Origin of the sequence: Phaeobacter sp. JH20_08 (genome assembly GCF_048056635.1) — a bacterium.
In the GTDB taxonomy this organism is placed as follows: Bacteria; Pseudomonadota; Alphaproteobacteria; order Rhodobacterales; family Rhodobacteraceae; genus Phaeobacter; species Phaeobacter bryozoorum.
This window is the reverse complement of sequence record NZ_JAYMVV010000018.1, coordinates 377,483-396,711: the sequence shown is the minus strand read 5'-3', so window position 1 is coordinate 396,711 and position 19,229 is coordinate 377,483. Positions and strand designations below refer to the sequence as shown.

The 19,229-nt window shown below is 60.8% G+C and carries 17 protein-coding genes and 1 tRNA gene; 10 read left to right on the top strand and 8 right to left on the bottom strand.

Going from position 1 to position 19,229, the window contains the following annotated elements:
* Window positions 1–83 precede the first annotated feature (83 nt).
* Together VWY75_RS17435 and VWY75_RS17430 are read left to right on the top strand one after the other, a co-directional pair.
* Window positions 84–2,690 (top strand): TRAP transporter permease, encoded by a 2,607-nt coding sequence (locus VWY75_RS17435; protein ID WP_416538768.1) that lies wholly within the window; start codon window positions 84–86, stop codon window positions 2,688–2,690.
* Window positions 2,687–3,118, top strand: coding sequence for a universal stress protein (locus tag VWY75_RS17430; RefSeq protein ID WP_340545610.1), 432 nt, complete (start codon window positions 2,687–2,689; stop codon window positions 3,116–3,118). Before VWY75_RS17435 ends, VWY75_RS17430 begins: the two co-directional genes overlap by 4 nt.
* An 89-nt stretch (window positions 3,119–3,207) precedes the next feature.
* Here the strand turns inward: VWY75_RS17430 and VWY75_RS17425 are convergent, their stop codons facing one another.
* From VWY75_RS17425 to VWY75_RS17415, 3 genes are read right to left on the bottom strand one after another with little or no spacing between them, the layout of a single operon-like run.
* On the bottom strand, window positions 3,208–4,314 hold the full coding sequence (locus VWY75_RS17425; RefSeq protein ID WP_416538767.1) for a lipocalin-like domain-containing protein: 1,107 nt from the start codon (window positions 4,312–4,314) through the stop codon (window positions 3,208–3,210).
* Entirely contained in the window at window positions 4,304–6,754 is a 2,451-nt protein-coding gene (locus VWY75_RS17420; protein ID WP_416538766.1) for an FtsX-like permease family protein, read from the bottom strand. The genes VWY75_RS17425 and VWY75_RS17420 overlap by 11 nt, the downstream gene beginning before the upstream one ends.
* The gene (locus VWY75_RS17415; RefSeq protein WP_416534917.1) at window positions 6,751–7,416 is read right to left on the bottom strand and encodes an ABC transporter ATP-binding protein; all 666 of its coding nucleotides are present in this window, start codon (window positions 7,414–7,416) and stop codon (window positions 6,751–6,753) included. Before VWY75_RS17415 ends, VWY75_RS17420 begins: the two co-directional genes overlap by 4 nt.
* 200 nt (window positions 7,417–7,616) lie before the next feature.
* On the opposite strand from VWY75_RS17415, the gene VWY75_RS17410 reads away from it, so the two are divergent.
* Window positions 7,617–8,009: a hypothetical protein gene (locus VWY75_RS17410; RefSeq protein WP_416538765.1), complete on the top strand. Its 393-nt coding sequence runs from the start codon at window positions 7,617–7,619 to the stop codon at window positions 8,007–8,009.
* Between the two features lie 96 nt (window positions 8,010–8,105).
* On the top strand, window positions 8,106–8,555 hold the full coding sequence (locus VWY75_RS17405; protein ID WP_416538764.1) for an ion channel: 450 nt from the start codon (window positions 8,106–8,108) through the stop codon (window positions 8,553–8,555).
* A 24-nt stretch (window positions 8,556–8,579) separates the two neighbouring features.
* On the opposite strand, the gene cls is transcribed toward VWY75_RS17405, so the two are convergent.
* Complete coding sequence (gene cls / locus VWY75_RS17400) at window positions 8,580–9,998, bottom strand: cardiolipin synthase (RefSeq protein WP_416538763.1); 1,419 nt, start codon at window positions 9,996–9,998, stop codon at window positions 8,580–8,582.
* A 113-nt stretch (window positions 9,999–10,111) separates the two neighbouring features.
* On the opposite strand from cls, the gene VWY75_RS17395 reads away from it, so the two are divergent.
* Window positions 10,112–10,963, top strand: a complete 852-nt coding sequence (locus VWY75_RS17395) for a YihY/virulence factor BrkB family protein (protein ID WP_340545603.1) — start codon at window positions 10,112–10,114, stop codon at window positions 10,961–10,963.
* Between the two features lie 174 nt (window positions 10,964–11,137).
* Window positions 11,138–11,335 carry a hypothetical protein gene (locus VWY75_RS17390; RefSeq protein ID WP_340545602.1) on the top strand — a complete coding sequence of 66 codons (198 nt, stop codon included), beginning with the start codon at window positions 11,138–11,140 and terminating at the stop codon, window positions 11,333–11,335.
* Window positions 11,336–11,402: 67 nt separating this feature from the next.
* On the opposite strand, the gene VWY75_RS17385 is transcribed toward VWY75_RS17390, so the two are convergent.
* Both VWY75_RS17385 and VWY75_RS17380 read right to left on the bottom strand, forming a co-directional pair.
* The gene (locus VWY75_RS17385; RefSeq protein WP_340545601.1) at window positions 11,403–12,158 is read right to left on the bottom strand and encodes an RlmE family RNA methyltransferase; all 756 of its coding nucleotides are present in this window, start codon (window positions 12,156–12,158) and stop codon (window positions 11,403–11,405) included.
* Window positions 12,159–12,229: 71 nt separating this feature from the next.
* Complete coding sequence (locus tag VWY75_RS17380) at window positions 12,230–13,342, bottom strand: Ppx/GppA phosphatase family protein (RefSeq protein WP_340545600.1); 1,113 nt, start codon at window positions 13,340–13,342, stop codon at window positions 12,230–12,232.
* Between the two features lie 323 nt (window positions 13,343–13,665).
* Between VWY75_RS17380 and VWY75_RS17375 the strand changes: the two genes are divergently transcribed.
* From VWY75_RS17375 to VWY75_RS17365, 3 genes are read left to right on the top strand one after another with little or no spacing between them, the layout of a single operon-like run.
* Window positions 13,666–13,962 (top strand): virulence factor, encoded by a 297-nt coding sequence (locus tag VWY75_RS17375; protein ID WP_340545599.1) that lies wholly within the window; start codon window positions 13,666–13,668, stop codon window positions 13,960–13,962.
* Window positions 13,963–13,988: 26 nt separating this feature from the next.
* Window positions 13,989–14,921 (top strand): methylenetetrahydrofolate reductase, encoded by a 933-nt coding sequence (locus tag VWY75_RS17370; RefSeq protein ID WP_416538761.1) that lies wholly within the window; start codon window positions 13,989–13,991, stop codon window positions 14,919–14,921.
* Between the two features lie 3 nt (window positions 14,922–14,924).
* Window positions 14,925–15,986 carry a methyltetrahydrofolate cobalamin methyltransferase gene (locus VWY75_RS17365; RefSeq protein ID WP_340545597.1) on the top strand — a complete coding sequence of 354 codons (1,062 nt, stop codon included), beginning with the start codon at window positions 14,925–14,927 and terminating at the stop codon, window positions 15,984–15,986.
* A 336-nt stretch (window positions 15,987–16,322) separates the two neighbouring features.
* On the opposite strand, the gene VWY75_RS17360 is transcribed toward VWY75_RS17365, so the two are convergent.
* Window positions 16,323–16,399, bottom strand: a tRNA-Arg gene (locus tag VWY75_RS17360).
* Window positions 16,400–16,637: 238 nt separating this feature from the next.
* Window positions 16,638–17,207, bottom strand: a complete 570-nt coding sequence (locus tag VWY75_RS17355; protein WP_340545596.1) for a YcbK family protein — start codon at window positions 17,205–17,207, stop codon at window positions 16,638–16,640.
* Between the two features lie 374 nt (window positions 17,208–17,581).
* Here VWY75_RS17355 and VWY75_RS17350 point away from each other — a divergent pair, with 374 nt between their 5' ends.
* On the top strand, window positions 17,582–19,216 hold the full coding sequence (locus VWY75_RS17350; protein WP_416541675.1) for a L,D-transpeptidase family protein: 1,635 nt from the start codon (window positions 17,582–17,584) through the stop codon (window positions 19,214–19,216).
* Window positions 19,217–19,229 lie beyond the last annotated feature (13 nt).

The following is a 19,229-nucleotide window of genomic DNA, read 5'->3' as shown; positions in this document are numbered from 1 at the left end:
CTCCACGTCCGCTGACCGGGGTGTCAAGAACAAGTGGAGCAGTACCTGCACCCAAGCGGTACGAGCTTTCGAGGGGAACCATCATGACAAGTGAAACACAGGGCAAAGGTCCGCTGTCGGAGGAAGAGCTTCAGGCTCTTGTTGCCTCATCAGACTCCGGCGCCCGCAACCCGATTGGCAGCGTAGGGCTGTTCCTGGCCATTGTGGCCTGCATCTGGTCGGTCTTTCAGGTGCTGCTGGCCTCTCCGGTTGCCAATCTCGTGCTACCGGGCAGCGTCGTAAACAATGCGCGCCAGATCCATCTGGCCTTTGCCATTTTTCTCGCCTATGCGGCCTATCCCGCGCTGAAGAGCAGCCCGACGGACCGGATCCCGGTTCAGGACTGGATCCTGGCGCTGATGGGCACATTTACCGCACTTTATGGCTATATCTTCTACGAGAAGATCGTGAATGCCGGTGGCAAGGGTGATGACATCGACACGGTCTTTGCTGCGATCGGTCTTGTGCTGCTGTTTGAGGGCGCGCGCCGCGCCCTTGGCCCGGCGATGGCAATCGTGGCTTCTGTGTTCCTGCTGTATGTTTTCTTCGGCTCATCCGAGCTGGTCCCCGATGTGATCCGCTGGAAAGGCGCATCGCTGGACCGCGCGATGGAGCAGATGTGGATCACCTCGGAAGGTGTGTTTGGCATCGCGCTGGGGGTGTCGACGAAATTCGTGTTTCTCTTCGTGCTGTTCGGTGCACTTCTGGATAAGGCGGGTGCCGGCAATTACTTTATCAAGATGGCCTTTGGCGCGCTTGGTCACCTGCGCGGTGGCCCGGCAAAGGCGGCGGTGGTCGGCTCGGCCGCAACCGGTCTGATCTCCGGCTCCTCGATTGCCAATGTCGTGACCACCGGTACCTTCACCATTCCGCTGATGAAGCGGGTTGGCTTCACCTCGGAGCAGGCCGGTTCGGTAGAGGTTGCCTCCTCTGTCAATGGCCAGATCATGCCTCCGGTTATGGGCGCGGCTGCGTTTCTCATGGTGGAATATGTCGGTATTTCTTATGTCGAGGTGATCACCCATGCGTTCCTGCCGGCGACGATCTCCTATATCGCGCTGATCTACATCGTGCATCTGGAAGCCGTAAAGCGGAAGATGCCGACCCTGGGCAACCGCGAAGTAAACCTGATGCGCACGGCGCTGGGGATGCTGAGCTTCTTCCTGGTGTTTGCGGGGCTGTGCTATGGCACCCAATTCCCGGTTGATGCGATCGAAGCCGTCGCACCAAGTGCAGCCGGCCTGATCATCACCTGTCTGGTTGCATTGGTCTATGTCGCGCTGGTCTATATGGCAGCGCAGGTTCCCGACCTTGAACCCGATGATCCCAACGCCAAGGACATCGAACTGCCCGAGGTTGGCGAGATCTACAAGGCCGGTCTGCATTACCTGCTGCCGATCATCGTGCTGGTCTACTTCCTGATGATCGAACAGAAATCGCCGGGACTGTCGGCTTTCTGGGCGACCGCCTTGCTATTCGTGATCCTGCTCACCCAGAAACCGCTTAAGGCGCTGTTCCGCGGGCAGAGCAACCTGCTGCACAACTTTATGGATGGGCTCAACGACCTGTGGCACGGCATGGTGGATGGTGCGCGCAACATGATCGGTATCGCGCTGGCAACAGCAACAGCCGGCGTGATCGTGGGCACGGTGACCCTTACCGGTGTTGGTCAGGTCATGGCCGATCTGGTTGAGTTCCTGTCGGGCGGCAACCTGATCCTGATGCTGGTGATGGTAGGGCTGTTGTCCCTGATCCTCGGCATGGGTCTGCCCACGACGGCGAACTACATCGTTGTCAGCTCGCTGATGGCGGGCGTTGTGGTGGAACTGGGGGCGCAATCCGGTCTGATCGTGCCGCTGATCGCGGTGCATCTATTTGTGTTCTACTTCGGCATCATGGCGGATGTGACACCGCCTGTGGGCCTTGCGAGCTTTGCCGCGGCGGCTGTCTCCGGGGGCGATGCGATCCGTACCGGCTTCATCGCCTTCTTCTACAGCCTGCGCACCGTGGCGCTGCCGTTTGTGTTCATCTTCAACACCGATCTTCTGCTGATTGATGTCACCTGGGCCGAGGGGATACTGGTTGCGGTGACCGCCACCATTGCAATCCTTGTCTTTACTGCCGGCACCATGGGATATTTTCTGACCCGCAGCCGGATCTATGAAAGCGTGGCGCTGGTGGCGATTGCCTTTGCAATCTTCCGTCCCGGCTTCTTCATGGATTACATCCAGCCGCCGTTCACGCAGGTGGAGCCGGCCGAACTGGTCACCGCGCTCAACGATGTCCCCGAAGGCACCGAAGTGCGCGTGAAAGTGGCGGGTCCCGATTTCGACACTGGCGAGATGACCGAAACCACTTTGGTTCTGACCGTCGGCGCAGAGGGCGGGCAGACAAGCCTCGATCAGTTCGGACTGCTGCCGCTGGAAGAAGACGGCATTGTCAAACTGGAAGAGCCGATGTTCGGCACCCCGGCGCAGCCGATGCTGGACGGGTTTGATTTCTATCTGGATGACCCGGTATCCTTGACCTCGGTGCAGGTGCCGTCGGATCAGCTGCCCAAGGAGCTGATCTTTATCCCGGCGCTGCTGCTGCTGGGGCTTGTTGCCCTGATGCAGACGGGCCGTGCCCGCCAAGAGGAGGCAATGGCATGAGTAAATCTGTTCTCTGCGCGCTGGAACTGAACGGCGACACGACGGACCGCAAGGTGCTGGCAGAGGCGGCCCGACTGGCCGATCTGGATGGCGCGCAGCTGGATGTCGTCAATGTGCTGCCCGATTTTGGCGAAAGCTGGGTCTCGGGGTTCTTCGAAGAGCACCACCATGAACGCGCGGTAAAGGAAACTGCAGATCATCTGGGCAAGCTCTGCGAGGAGGTCCTCGGCGCCGAACGCAACGCCAAGGTGCGGCATCTGGTGGCCACCGGCAAAGCCTATCAGGAAATCCTGAAGGTCGCGGACAAGGCGGGAACCGATCTGATCGTGATCGGCGCGCATAAGCCGGAGCTGTCGGATTATCTGCTGGGACCCAATGCGGCGCGGGTGATCCGCCATTCCACCTGTTCGGTCTATGTGGTGCGCTGATCCGCAGGCATTCTAACCGCATATCTCCGGATTTAAGGGGCGCCCGATCGGGCGCCCCTTTTTCCGTCGCCCATGCGCCCGGTCTGCCTTTAGTCGGGAGGCGGCGCGTAACCTGTCATCTCCAGATATCCCTTACCGCTGTGGCTGCCAGTGATCCGCACCGGTCCCTCCCAATAGGGAAAGGACATCGCCATCCAGGCCTGCGGGTTCAGCGCGGTGACTTCGATATCGAGGCCGCGTTCGGGCAGGCGCAGGTTCCACTCCGTTGGGACCGCGCGACCGGCAACCTGTGTCAGCCCGCGCGGCGTCGCCTGAAGATGCCCCGGCTCCAGCGGAGAGGGCGTGCCATCGGCTGCGATCCATGTGCCTGAGGTGAACAGGCTGCTGCCCCGCAACTGAAACCCCATCAGCTTTTCGCCACTATCAAAGCGCAGCGAAAACCAGTCCCAGCCGCTCTGATCCTCAGACAGGGGCTGACTTGACCATTCACGGTCCAGCCAGCCTTCTCCGGTCACCTGCACCGGGCCGCCGGGCAGCTGCAATGTGCCGCTCAGCTGATAGTGCGGTTGGGAATAATAGTAGCTGGCCTGTCCATCCGCCGATTTCACCGAATAGCCGCCATCCCCCTGCAAGACCAAGGGACCATTGGCTGTGAGAGAGAGATCATAGCGAAAATCCTGCCCGGTCGCGCGCAGGCTCAGCGCGTCCAGACCGGCATCGCGGCCGCGCATGAACCAATCGTCGATATAGGCCTCAAACGGAGCGGTGGTGACACCGGCCTGCCCAATGCCACCCCGCGCCAGCCGCTCGGCGTGAAAATGGGCGTCGGGCGTCGTCAGACCAGCGTGGCCCATCCAGATCTGGGGGTCTTCCCAGGCGGATGCGGTCGGCATCGAACGGGCATCACCCGGTTGCAGGGCAGACCGGAACAGCGTCCACTGAACCCCGTAGTCACGCCCGTCATCTCCGGTCAGATTGGCGGTCAGATACCACCACTCGATGCGGAACTCGGGGTGCGCGCCGTGATCACGCGGGAAAACCAGCTGGGTGCCGCGTGCAGGTACTGCAAACCCGTCCACCTCGGTTCCGAGCCCGGCATATCCCTGCGCCGCAGCCGGACCGGCAAGCCGGATGAACAGCACCAGCACCGCGACAAGGCCGCAGAAAATCGCTTGGAGAGCAGGCTTAACGTTCATTGGCAAAGACCCTCAGCAGATCGGCGGGTTTCAGCTTTGACAGCCGCCGTGCCGGCAGGGCCGCCGCCAGCGCGGCCGCCGCCAGCGCCATCAGGAACAGCCTTAGCCAGTCCAGCGGAAACAGAAACATCGGCAGGCGCCAGCCGAAGGCTTCGACATTGACAACCGCGAGCAATGCCCAGCCCAGCAGCAGGCCGAGAGGCAGGGCAAGCAGGGCCGTCAGCCCGGCCAGGATCACGCTGCGTAGAAGTTCATATCTGGCCAGTTGACGGCGTGTCAGCCCCATCGCCCAGATCGGCGCCAGCTGCGGCAGACGTTGACTCCAGAGCGTCAGCAGGCTGGTCAGCATTGCAAAGCCAGCGACGCCGAAGGTCAGCAGGTTCAGCGCTCCGGTCACGACAAAAGTACGGTCAAAAATCGCCAGCGACTGCCGTTTAAGCGCGCTCTGGTCGATGAAGGCACTGGACGGCAGATCGAAATCCTGTTGAAGCTGACGGCGCAGGCGCGCCACGTCCTCAACCGGCAGACGAAGGCCGAAACGGCGGTTCTCGATCAGCGGGCGATGCTCCAGCAGGGTGGCGAGACCGACAATCGCCTGCGGGTTGGGGTTGCCATAGTCGGAATAGACGCCTGCTATCCGCATGTGCCATTCCGGTGCGATCTGCAGCAGATCTCCGGTTTCCAGGTCGCCACGGCGCGCCAGCTGTTCGTTGATCAGCGCGCCGCTGCCGTCGGCCACCTGCTGCCAGACGGTTGCGTCGGCCTGCAACAGCGGCCAGTTGTCGCGATAGGTGGCATCATCGACCACACCGTATACGTCCATCGGGGCGCCGCTGTAGCGCTCATCACTGTGGCGGATTGGCAGGGCGCGGATGCCCCTCTCCGCCAGCCAGGGCAGCACCTCATCGGCCATCTCGTCGCGCGGAAGCGTCATATAGAGCTCTGAGGCCAGCCGTTGATCCAACCAGCCAAGGAAGGTGAGGCGAAAGCTGGAAACCATTGTGCCAACACCGATATTTGTCGCCAGCGCCAGAAGGAGTGCCATCAGCGCCAGCGACAGACCCGGCAGCTGCGCGCGCATGTCCGCCCATAACCAGAGCGTCACCGGGCCACGCGCCATTCGGGTTCCGACCAAGGCCAGCCGCGATAGCGCCAGCGGCAGCAGCAGCGCGGCCCCCAGCATCAGACAGCCGAGAAAGACAAAGCCAGCCAGCAGCCCGTCGAACAGCACCGGTATTGCTGCCGCCGCCAGCACCATCAGCGCACCGGTCGCAGCAGAGAGCCGATGGCCACGCAGCGCCTGCTGACCGCGCGCGGTTGCAGCTGGCGCTGCAAGAATGGGCAATCGCGACAGGCTGTACCAGCTTTGACCACCGGCCAGCATCATGCCTGCCAAGGCCATCGCAAGGCCAGAAAGCACCCAGCCCGGACGAAGGTTCAGGCTGCCATCGACCGAGGCGCCATACAGCCCCGAAAGGGTTGCGCTGACACCGGGAAGGAGAGCCGCCGCGATCAGATAGCCAAGGATCAGGCCAAGCAACGCCGCCACAAGCGTGATTGCCAATAGTTCAGCAAAAACAAGCCAGACCAGAGTGTTGAGCGGTAACCCTAAACTGCGCAGGCTGCGGAACATGCCGCGTCTCTGCTCAATCCCCAATGCGATGGTGCCCTGTACGATGAACAGGCCCACCGCAAAGGACAGCAGCCCAAAGGCGGTGAGGTTGAGGTGAAAACTGCGGGTGAGCTGCGCCGTATCCGCGCCGGTTGATGCGCTCTGCAAACGCAGGTCAGGTACCAGTTCGCCCAGCGATCTGAGCCCACCGGGTTGCGCATCCAGCACCATCAGGCGGCTGATCGCATCCGGTCGCGCGAGCAGTCGCGCCGCAGTCGCTATGTCACTGATCAAAACGTCTCGGGGGACCGCTGTGCTGCGCGTTGTCGGAGGCAGATCAAGATCGAGGCCGGTCATATCCGTCTCGGGATGCAAGAACAGGTGACCGGGTGCCAGCAGCAGATCCGCCGGGGAAAGCGCCACGGATGTGTCGCCGTCGGATTCCGTCGCGGTTCCGGCTTCGCTCAGCCGTTCCATCATCGGATGCGAGAGGATATCAATGCCCACCATCTCAAGGCGCCTTCGGTCGGAGCCTGTTTGTTGATTTGTGAGGTCACCGATCAGTATCGGCGAGAGCTGCCAACCTTCACGTCGCAGCGCAACATATTGGGAAATATTAATATCTCCCTCAAGGTTTACGAGATAGCTTTGTCCGGACGGGGAGATGCTCTCTGCGGCTTCGGCATAGCTTGCACGCGCCTCGGCATTGATCGCCTGCACCGCAGACCAGAGCGCGGTGGCCAGCGCAAGACCGGTGATCAGCATGGCCAATTGCAGCGGGTGCTGGCGCCAGTGAGACAGGATCGCGGAGAATGCAGCCGCTCTCATGTCCCGGCCTCACGCAGGCGGCCATTGCTGAGGTGGATTTGCCTGTCTAGCAAGCCCGCAATGGCCTGCGAATGGGTCACGAGCAGCAGCGCCGCGCCAGTTTCCCGCACCAGATCCAGCATCAGCTCCATGACCGAAGCACTTGACGTTTCGTCCAGATTACCGGTCGGCTCATCCGCCAGCAGCAGCTTTGGGCGCAGCGCCAGCGCGCGGGCAATAGCGACCCGCTGCTGCTGTCCGCCAGACAGCTGTTCGGGGTAGCGCCGCTGTAGTTCGGCCAGCCCCAGCCGACGGGTCAATGCCTCGATCCAAGGGGCATCAACCGTGTCGGCCAGCCGGGCATGCAGGCTGATGTTCTGACCAACGGTCAGGGCCGGGATCAGGTTGAACTGCTGAAACACCAGGGACACATGTCGTCGCCGCAGCGCCGCGCGCCCGGTGTCATCCAGCTCGGCGAGGGACACATCATCCACCACTATGCGGCCGCGGTCGAACTGATCCAGCGCGGCCGCCAGATGCAGCAACGTGCTTTTGCCGGATCCGCTGTCTCCGGTGAGTGCGAGGCTGCTCCCGGCGGCCAGATCCAGCGAGACACGGTCCAAAACCGGAACAGCGCCGGACGGCCCCGAGTAGGACTTGCTGACCTCCTCAATTATTAGCATCGACGTATAACCCCTTGCGGCTGTTATGGTTTGTGCGACTGCGCCGCGATACATCCGGCGACCAGACAGGCTGATCTTGCAGGCTGACCTTTCCGGGGATCCCGGCCCAAGACAACAGATAACATTGACGCGCCCTGATGTAGGCCCCATTTGAAGCTTGCCCATGCAATAATGGGGTTGGGCTCAACAAAGGCTATGCCATGTCGCTGTTCTCACTGCCATTCCGCTGGTCATCGCGAGGTCTGGCACCTGCCATTCTGGCCGCTCTGGCAGCGGTCCCGCTGACGGAGGTCGCCGTGGCGCAAACGGCGTCCGGCAGCCGCGAAGCGCTCTGCCGCAGCCGGGCGGAGGCCTACGCCGGCGCGCCGCGCAGTGATGCCCCTGACGGTCTGCGGCTGGGCGATGATCGCGCCGGGATCACTTTCTTCGGGACAGTTCGGATCGGGATCAGTGTGCAGGAGGGCAAGCTGCGCCGCGCGAGATCACGCAGCGGTTCCGAAGCCGAGGACCGCGATGATTACTTCAACACGCCCGAGGCGCAGCGCAAGCGGCTGGCCAAACAGTACTATCGCGATTGCATGTCGCAGCGCTGATTTCGTAGACTGCGCCAAAATCGGAGCCGTGAGCCGAACCGATCGCGGCTGATCGACAGATCCATCGGCGCAAGGTCAACGAATGAGGGCAGGGACATGACACTCATCCAGCAGCTGCTGCTCGGCAGCCTGTACCTCGGGATCTGCCTTGTCGTGGAGGCTGGGTTGCTGGTGTTCTGCATCCATGTTCTGCGCAGGCGGCTTGGCGTGCTGCAACGTGGGCGGCGCTTTGTGCAGATGAGCGCAGTGCTGGCGGTTGCGATCGGGCTGATCGTCTTTGCCCATACGCTGCAGGTCTGGATCTGGGCCACGGCGCTGATTTTCTCTGGTGCCATAGGCGACTGGAATACTGCGATTTATTTCTCGCTCGCGACCTATACCACCCTCGGCTACGGCGATATCGTCCTTGGCGAGGGGATGCGGATCTTTGCCGCGTTCGGCGCGGTTACCGGGCTCTTTGCCTTTGGCATCAGCACGGCGTTTCTGGTGGCTGCATTGCGAGAGGTGTTCCTGCTGGAAGATACCGCGCCGGTGAGAGCACGCTGACCCGTCACCTCGGGCGTGGTGCCCCTACAGGATTGGCGCCAGCAGGCGCGCGACAGGCGCACCAAAGCGGATGGTCATCGGTTGCGCGTCCAGATCCGTCTCCAGAAGTGTTGACGATGCCATGTCCTCATCCAGCATCTGCGCCACCTGTTCTGCCGTTTCCGCATCAAAGCACAGCGCCATACTCTCAAAATTCAGCCGGAAAGAACGGTTGTCGAGGTTCATCGTGCCCACCGCCGCGATGGTATCATCCACGACAAAAACCTTCTGGTGCACAAATCCGGCCTGATACCTGTAGATTTTGACACCAACCTCGCGCAGGTCGTCAAAATAGGCGTAGGCAGCCAGCCAGGGTGCGTAGTGATCCGCAGTCTCGGGCAAAAGGATACGCACATCGACCCCGCGCATGGCGGCGTTCTTCAACGCAGCCACAACATCCTGATCCGGCACGAAATAAGGCGAGGCAAGCCAGATCCGGGAACGCGCTGCGGAGATGGCAGAGAAATACAGCATCGAGCCGTTGATCGTACTGTCTCCCGGCCCGGTTTCGACCACCAGCGCGGGTTTGCCTGTGCCCTCAACCGGGGCGCAGTCCCAGGTCAGCAGGTCAAGGATCGGATCCTCGGTCAACCAGAACCAATCCTCCGCATAGCCCAGCTGTAGCTGCTGCACGACCGGACCGGTCAACCGCACCTGCGTATCGCGCCAAGCGCCAAAGGCCGGGTCGCGCCCCATGTATTCATCGCCGATATTCATTCCGCCCGTAAAGCCGACACGCCCATCGACGATGACCGTCTTGCGATGGTTCCTGAAGTTCAGGTGAAACCGATGTTTCGGGCCGGGGCGGGTGCTGGGGTCAACCTGATTGACACCTGCCGCCTCCAACGCCTCGCGGTATCGGTTTGACAGCCCGTGACTGCCTACCGCATCCGTCATGAACCAGACAGCAACGCCGCGCGCGCGTGCGTCAAGCAAGGCGGTCTTGAACCGCTGTCCGATCTTGTCATCGCGCACGATGTAGAAATGGACCAGAACGTAATCCTCTGCCGCATCAATGGCCTCGATAATCGTATCGGCGATTTCAGCGCCGTTTTTGAGCAGCTCAAACCCGTTGCCCCGGCAAACCGGATAACCGGCCAGCCGTTCGAAGGGGGCCTGGTTCGCGGCCAGTTGATCGCGGTCCTGTGTGTGAAGATCTGAGTAGACGCGCAGCGCGTTCAGGACCCGCTCCGCCTCGCGCCGGGTGGCGCGATACCTCGAAAACCGGCGTTGCCCGAAAAACAGATAGAGCGGCAGCGCCACCAGCGGAGCGGACAGCAAAAATACCACCCAGCCGATTGCCCCTTGCGGCGTGCGGGCGGTGCGGGCCGCCTTCAGAGAGGCCAGACCCGCAAGCACCCACATCATCAGTACTGCCGATGTGCTTATCGCAATCCAGGCCATCGCCGCGCTCCCTGTCGCATATCTTCTGGCCAAACCTACATCCGGCGGATGGGCTTGGCTATATCTCCCTGAAAGGCCTGGTTTTTTGAAGCGAGCTATGAGACCGTCAGGCCATGAGCATGCGACCCTATGTGAAACCCGGCGCCTATGCGTTGTATCTGGCCGCCAAGCGGTTCAACGACAAGAACGGCTGGGTGCTGAGCAGCCATATCGCCATGTCGCTGATGCTCGCCTTGTTTCCCTTTATCCTTTTTACCGTGGCGCTCACCGGTGCGGTGGCGGGGTCACTGTCGGGCGGGGTTGATCTGGAAAACCTGGTCGAGCTGGTCTTTGGCTCCTGGCCGGAAAGCGTCTCGGATCCCATCGTGCGGGAGGTCTATTCGGTGCTTGCCACATCTTCCACCGGGGTGGTCACGCTAGGTGGTGTCATCGCTATCTACTTTGCCTCCAACGGGGTGGATGCGGTGCGTCTGGCAATGGTGCAGGCCTATCATGAACGCGATACCAGGCCGTTCTGGAAGACCCGGGGCCTGTGCATTGGTCTGGTGATCCTGGGGGGCGCGGGCATTATGGCGGCGGCGGTGTTTGAGCTGATCCTGCCGCTTTATGCGCGCCATCTGGCCAGTTTCTTCCCGCAAGTCCCGCTGAGAGGCAACTGGGAGGGCGGTCTGAACGGGGTTCTGGTTGCGGTGATCCCGCTCGTTGCTGTGTTTGCCTTCCACATGCTGCTCCCGGCGAAGCGTCACCGGCTCTCCCAGGTGCTACCGGGGGTGCTGCTAACAGTGGTGCTGTGGTGGGCGGCCGGCCTCGCCTTTGCCATCTACATCAGCAGTTTTGCGGCCTATTCGGCCACCTATGCAGGGCTGGCGGGGGCTATGGCGGCGCTGATCTTTCTCTATCTGAACTCAGCCATTCTGATCCTTGGTGCGGAACTCAATGGGGTGCTGCTGCATCCAACCTCCTGACCTGTCGCAGGCGTTTGCAACCGTCCGAGTGCACCAGCCCGTGCCTGAAGTGAAATTGTTTCGAAAATCGCAACAATAAGGCAGTTCTGCCACAATTGAGCCACGATGCTGGCCCAGTGGCCGGTCTATTCTTCGATGAGAACAGCCCGAACGCTCATACGGTACGAGGAACAGATGCGTCTTTTGCAAAGCAAACTTCCACCCCGCCAATTGGTGCAACGCCTGCTGAAACAGCCTGTCGCGGCGCCTCATCGCATCGAGAAGGACAGCCCGCGCGTGACGCTGCGCGCTGAAGGCACCTCACTGGAAACCATCGCCTTGCAGGCGCTGGCGCTGCGGTCGTTTTCCAGCACCGCTCAGCGCGGCAGCTGATCGCCCAGACCTGAAAGCCGGGGCAGGGCGGCGGTTGCCATGCGCCCGGCCACAGCCCGGTTAGAGATCAATCGTCAGACGCATCCGAAGGCTCTCCGCGAAACCCGGTTGCAACCACGAATTTTTCCGAACTGTCCGAACGTGACGATGGCGGTTTGACGTGGAAAACCTTGGTGAATTTCTGCTTCAGTAGCTTTTGCAGATCACCCTCGGCCCCGCCGGCCAATACCTTGGCCACGAAGGTACCGCCTTCTTCCAGAACGTCGAAGGCAAAATAGGCCGCGGTTTCACAAAGCGAGATAATCCGCAAATGGTCGGTCTGCTTGTGACCGGAACTGGCAGCTGCCATATCCGACATCACCACATCTGCCTTGCCACCAAGCCATTCCTTGACCTTGTCGTCGGCCCCTTCGTCCATGAAATCCAGCTGGTGGAACTCGGCACCCGCCAGCGGCTCGACCTCCTGCAGATCAACGCCGATGATGCGGCCTACCGCCTTACCCGGCTTTTCCCCCAGCGCATTGATCCGCTTCACCGCTACCTGCGCCCAGCCGCCCGGGGCGCAGCCCAGGTCGACCACCCGCGCGCCATTCACAAGGAAGCGGAATTTATCGTCGACTTCCATGATCTTATAGGCCGCGCGCCCACGGTAGCCTTCTGCCTGGGCGCGTTTCACATAAGGGTCGTTCAACTGCCGCTGCAACCAGCGGGTGGAGCTGAGTTTACGCCCACGGGCAGTCTTGACCTTGACCTTCAGGTCACGCTGTCCGCGCCCGGAGGTGTTCTTGCCAGTGGGTGTTTTTCCCGTGGGTGTCTTTGCCATATTTGCTGTTCCCTGTCGTCCGTGGCCGCATCGGGGCCAACTGTCGGACGCTCATATCCTGTGTGTGGCCGTCAGAACGGCCCGTCTTCCAGAACGCCGTCGGCGCTCATCTGTGCATAAAGCAGGCCTTCGCGCAGGCCCCGGTCCGCAACGGACAACCTGTCCGTCGGCCAGCACCGCAAGAGCGCCTGTAGAATTGCCGCCCCCGACATGATCAGCGCCTGACGGTCTTCGCCAATACGCGGGTCGCTGCGGCGCCCCTGAGGGCCGAGTTCTAAATAAGAGCGGATAACCTTGTCAATCTGATCGCTGGTCATGCGCAGCCCGTCCACCTTGGTCCGGTCATAGCGTTTCAGCCCCAGATGCGAGGCGGCAACGGTGGTGACGGTGCCGGAGGTGCCAACGATCTGAAAGCCCTGTCGGGTCTGCTCGTCCTTATAGGGCGCAAAATCGGCGAGGTTCTCTTCAAAGAACCAGCTCATCAGGGCAAAACGGGCCGCGTCATCCTCGACGTCGTGGAACTGATCGCGCAGCGTCGCGACCCCAAGTGGTACTGAGATCCAGTCAACAACCTTGGCCGCGGGGAAGGGGCTTTCAACGGGATGAAACCCTGCGTGCAGCCGCATGATGGCGGATGGCCGGTCGCGGCGCGGGATCGAGGAGATGTCGATCCAGACCAGTTCGGTGGAGCCGCCGCCAATATCGACCACCAGCAGCTGATCCGTCTTCGTCGACACCAACGGCGCGCAGGAAATCACTGCCAGACGCGCTTCTTCCTCGGGTTGGATGATCTCCAGCGTCAGACCGGTCTCGCGGCGCACCTGACGAATGAACTCTCGCGCGTTCTTCGCCCGACGACAGGCCTCGGTCGCGACCAGCCGCATCCGTTTCACCCGGTTGCGTTTGAGCTTTTGCTGGCAGATACGCAGAGCCTGGATGGTGCGCGCCATCGACGCGCGCGACAAGCGCCCGGTCCGCTCCAAACCGGCGCCAAGCTGCACCGATTTTGAAAAGCTGTCCACCACATGGAAGCCGCTGCCCTTGGGTTGGGCAATCAGCATCCGGCAGCTATTTGTCCCCAGATCGAGCGCCGCATAGAGCGCATCAGGATCTGGGCGGGCCGGTGCAGGGCTCTCTACCACTCGGGGAAATGCGCCCGCACCTTTGGAACGCCTGGGCGCCATGATTCACGCCCTCCGATAATCGTGTTGATCCAAGCATATGTGGGCTGACCGCCACGTGCAAGGTGGCCCGAATGCCCCGATGACGATTTGCCGATTGACGAATTGACGTTTCTTGAACGGTTTTGAGCGCTTTGCCGATCAAATTCATAAAGCTGTTGAATATTATGAGGGCGCTGCCCGGTAGCCAGCCCGGCCCGCCATTGCTATCCAGAAGCGACCCGGAAAAGGTCGCTCAGAACCAATGTCAGGTCGAAATCCGACGAACGCGTCCGGCGATGCCACACTAGAAACGCAACTACACAGACGCAAAGGAAGCTCAGGCAATGCCCGACGTCACCATCGTATATTGGCGCGACATCCCAGCACAGATCATCGTCGGCAAAGGCCGCCGCGGGGCCAAACGTCAATTGGAAGAGCGGTTTGAACAAGCCATCGACCGTGCGGCAATGAAGGTGAACGCGAAGGACGCCGACGCCTATCTCGCGGAATGGCGCAAGGCTGCGCCCTACGCCATGGATGGTGAACCGGCCGATATCGCCGAGGCCGAGGCCAAGCGTCTGGAAGCGGATTATGATCAGGACCGGCTCAAGACACTGATCGCTAACGACGGATGGGCATGAGCCTGACATCTTTTTGGGAGGCCACGATGGCTTTGTTGAACTTCAAGAAACGCGATGCTGGCGTAGCGCAGCCCAGCAGCCCCGAGGTCGAGGCCTTTCTGGAAAACTACTCGATCGAGGTGATGCCCCGTACCGCTGCCAAGGTCGAGAGCTTCCGCGATCTGCTGCCCGCAGGCACCCGCGTCTACATCGCCCATATCGAAGGTACGCCGATCGAGGAAATGGTGGAAACCGCCAAGCGGCTCAATGCCGAAGGCTACCCGGTGATGCCGCATTTTCCCGCGCGGATCATCCAGGACGAGGCCACGCTGGCCGACTGGATCGCCCGCTATCAGGGGGAGGCCGATGTCAAGCAGGCGCTGCTGCTGGCCGGTGGTGTTGCCAAACCTTATGGTGCCTTTGACAGCTCCATGCAGCTCTTGGAAACCGGATTGTTCGACAAGGCCGGGTTCACCAACCTGCATGTTGCGGGCCACCCCGAAGGCAACAAGGATATCGATCCTGACGGCAGCATGAAGAACGTCTCGGATGCGCTTCTGTGGAAACAGAAATTCTCCGAACGCACCGATGCGAAGATGGCGCTGGCAACCCAGTTCGCCTTTGAGGCGAAGCCGATCATCGAATGGGCCGACAGCATCAAGGCCGCAGGCGTAGATCTGCCGATCCATATCGGCATTGCCGGCCCGGCCAAACTGCAGACGCTGATCAAATTCGCCATCGCCTGCGGTGTTGGTCCGTCCCTCAAGGTGCTGCAAAAGCGCGCGATGGATGTCTCCAAGCTGCTGCTGCCTTATGAGCCGACAGATGTGATTGCCGAGCTGGCCGCCCACAAGGCCGCCAACCCCGATTTCAACATCACCAATGTGCATTTCTTCCCGCTGGGTGGCATTAAGACCAACGCCACCTGGGCCATCAACAACGGCGGCGCAGCAGCGCAGCCGGTCAATTCCCAAGGATAAAAAATGACCCGTACCGTCGTAGAATCTAAGACAAAAACCGCAATCCTGGGATTTGATGAGCCGTTCTGTGTGATCGGCGAACGGATCAACCCCACAGGCCGCAAGAAACTCGCGGCCGAGTTGGAAGCCGGCGATTTCTCCACCGTTGAACAAGACGCGATTGCGCAGGTGATGGCCGGCGCCAACATCTTGGATATCAACGCGGGCGTTGTCTACAACTCCAACCCGAACCCGAACGAGACCGAGCCGCCGCTGATGACCAAGATCGTCCAGCTGGTGCAAGGTCTGACCGACACGCCGCTCTGCATCGACTCCTCGGTGCCCGGCGCGCTTGAAGCCGGTCTGCAGGCCGCCGAGGGCCGTCCGCTGCTGAACTCGGTCACCGGCGAAGAAGAGCGCCTGGAGCACGTGCTGCCGCTGGTCAAAAAGTACAACGTGCCGGTCGTGGCCATTTCCAACGACGACACCGGCATCTCCGAAGATCCCGACGTCCGCTTTGCCGTCGCCAAGAAGATCGTCGAGCGCGCCGCAGATTTCGGCATTCCTGCGCATGACATCGTGGTTGACCCGCTGGTGATGCCGATTGGCGCGATGGCGACCGCAGGCCAGCAGGTCTTTGCACTGGTTCGCCGTCTGCGTGAAGAACTGGGCGTGAACACCACCTGTGGTGCCTCGAACGTCTCCTTTGGCCTGCCGAACCGTCACGGCATCAACAATGCCTTCCTGCCGATGGCGATGGGCGCGGGGATGACCTCTGCGATCATGAACCCGGTGGCACTGCCGGTAACCCAGAAGAAGATTGCCGAAAAGAGAGCCGAAGTAGAGGCCGCCGGGATCATCCTGCCCGAGGGCATGGAAGACGAGGCCTTTGTTCAGATGTTCGGTCTTGGATCCACCAAGCCACGTCCGGGCAAGGAGATGGAAGCGATCCGCGCCGCGAACCTGCTGACCAACAACGATCCTCACGGTGGTGAATGGATCAAGGCCAACAAAGAGCCGGCAAAAGAGGGCGAGGAAAGCCGCGGTCGTGGTGGTCGCGCCGGCAGCCGTCGCCGTCGCGCCTGACTCGCCGCCCATACAAGCTATGAGAGGTCAGACCACTGGTCTGGCCTCTTTTTTTGCCGGGCAATCCAGCTGTTTCGCAAGCTGTCTGGCGCGGGGATTCAGCATCCCGATTGGCGCTAAAACGAGCGACCCACGGGTAAAACCATTCCTGAATGGACGCAGGCCGCTCTCTCCCGCCCCGGATTTGTCGGGATTAACCAATAATAGTGCGAGGGCGCAACAGCGTCCACTTATGGCCCTTGGACCGGCAAGCCCTTGCCACGCAGCCCGCGCAACACAAGCACAGCACACAGGCGCCAGCGGCATCGTTGCATATGCGAAATATGGTGTGAGAGATGGCGCACCTGAGAGGATTCGAACCTCTGGCCTCTGCCTTCGGAGGGCAGCGCTCTATCCAGCTGAGCTACAGGTGCCTATATGCGTCGTATAGCTGCCGCGCGGTGGCTCTGCAATGGCAAAAAACATGGGAACCATAATTCAATTCAGGCGTTTGTGATCTGTATGATTATGCAGAGTATGGACATTGGACAGACTATGGTGCGCGCGGGAAACTCGCTGAATTCAGACGTCAGTGCACAGCAAAAAACCCATGTTGTCGGGCAACATGGGCTTGCAAAGGCTCGGGACACGAGAACAGGCGAGGTAGGCTGTTTAGCCGTTCCAGCTGCGGACAACACCGCAGTCCATATGAACGAAATTCGAGCCGCTGTATTTGCCAACGCCACCGGCACGGCAGGCCATCGCGGCTTTCGCCATCTGCGATACGGAGCGCGAGGAGAGCCGCAGGTCAGCGGCCTGGCCGCGCATGTGAAGCGAGTTCTTCGCAACTCCGCGCGAGCGGCTGCGCAGCATCGCGTTGGTTTTCGGGCTGCGGTAGCCCGACAGCATCATATAGGGCTCATTCACATCAAGAAGATTGTGGGAGGCGGCCATGATGTCGATCGTGCGCAGGTCGATTTCCTTGACCTGATCGTTGCGCCAGTCGCGCATGAAGTGGTTCACTTCCTTGATCGCATCCTTGATGTATTTGCCGTCGATCCAATACACCATGTCGATCCGCTCACCGGTGCGGCCTGAGTACATCCGGATCCGCCGGATATCACCTGCGCCGCGCAGGAAGCCCGCTGCATTGGAGAAGGTCGGAGCGGCGACCATGGTTGTTGCCGCGAACGCACCCAATAGAGCACGACGGGAGAAACCCGATTTTTCAGTTTTAGCCATTGTCACTGCGCTGTCCCGTACGCCTGATGTCTCTGCCTGTGCCCGATGTTACGGACAGGGTGTGGTCCTGTTTCCACGCGAGAACTGTATTGCACATACAGAATCGCGCGCCAAGTTTTGAATGTTGCAGCTCGACATGAACTGTGATTTTCGGCAATTTTTTGCGCAAAAGGGAAATAAATGGTTAATTTCCCCTCAATGTGTCGTGGCGATCACGGCCCGAGTGGCGGTAATTGAGACCGATAAGACGCAGGTGCCTGTTGCCTGTTTGCGCTGTTTAAAATGTGAATGGACAGCAGGGGCTGGCGTTCACCAGGATTTCATGTAGGCAACTGCAGACTGTGAAAAGCAATTCATTTGAGGACCGTACCCATATGTCGCCTGTGTTGATGACCCGTGCCATTTCGACCGTTGGCCCGACGCTGAAGGCGGGAGTTTTTGCACTTGCACTGGGTGGGGTTGCCCTTGCCATGCCCTCCGGTGCCCGGGCAGAGGTGACGGCGTTCAAACAGGCGGTTGCCGAAGCGGCCTCAGCGAGCGACCCGGTTGCCGCGTTTTACCGCGAAACGGGCTATGCTGCGATCTGGACCGGCAGCGATGATGCCGCGCGCATCCGGCGCGCAGCGCTGTTTCGCGCCCTGCAGGAGGCCCCGGTTCACGGACTTCCGGACCGCAGTGCCGAAATAGATGCGCTGATGGAGCTGCTGAGCCAGGTTCGGACCACCCGTGACCTCGGCCGTGCCGAAGTCGCAATGAGCCGCGCGCTGGTGGGCTATGCCAGCGACCTGCAAACAGGTCTACTTGAACCGCGCCGGATCGACGACGGTATCGTCCGCGAGAAACACCAACCGGATTTCGCCGCCTATCTGATCGGGATCCGTGATCAGTCTCCTGTGGCCTATCTGCGCAGCCTGGCGCCGCAAAGCGCCCAGTATCAAGCGCTGCTACGTGAGAAGATGCGACTGGAAAAGCTGCAGGCGGCCGGCGGCTGGGGCCCACGGGTTGCGGCGCAGAAACTGGAACGTGGCGACAATGGCCCCGCGGTGATTGCCCTGCGCAATCGTCTTATTGCGATGGGGTATCTGCCACGCAGCGCAGCGCGCGGCTATGATGGCGCGCTGGAGCAGGCCGTGCAGGCGTTCCAATCCGATCACGGGCTGACCGCCGATGGGGTCGCCGGTGGCGGGACAATCGCGGAAATCAACAAACCGGTTTCGGACCGGCTCAAATCCGTTCTGGTAGCGATGGAGCGCGAACGCTGGCTGACCCCGGATCGCGGCAACCGTCATATTCTGGTCAATCAGACCGATTTCACCGCCAAGATCATCGACAATGGTGAAGTAACCTTTGTGACCCGCTCTGTCATCGGCAAGGACAATGCCGACCGACGCTCGCCGGAATTCTCTGACGAGATGGAGCATATGGTGATCAATCCCAGCTGGTACGTGCCCCGGTCCATCGTCACCAAGGAATATCTGCCCAAACTGCGCAGCAACCCAAACGCGGTGAGCCATATCGAAATCACCGACAGTCGGGGCCGCAAGGTGAATCGCGCAACCGCTGATTTCTCCAAATATACCGCGCGCACCTTCCCCTTTGCCATGCGCCAGCCACCCAGCAGCAAGAACGCGCTGGGGCTGGTGAAGTTCATGTTCCCGAACAAATACAATATCTATCTGCATGACACACCGCAGAAGAGCCTGTTCCAGCGTGAGGTCCGCGCCTTCTCGCATGGCTGCATCCGGCTCGCGCAACCATTTGAATTCGCTTACGCTTTGCTGGCTCGCCAGACTGAAAACCCAAAGGATTTCTTTCACCGTATTCTGAACAGCGGCAAGGAGACCAAGGTGGTCCTTGATCAGAAGGTTCCGGTGCATATCATCTATCGGACCGCCTTTGTGTCCTCGAAAGGGCAGCCCGAATACCGTCGCGACATCTACGGTCGTGACGCCAAGGTATGGGCCGCGTTGGAACGGGCAGGGGTGGTGTTGCCGGGCGTACAAGGGTAATCCTCGGGCCCAA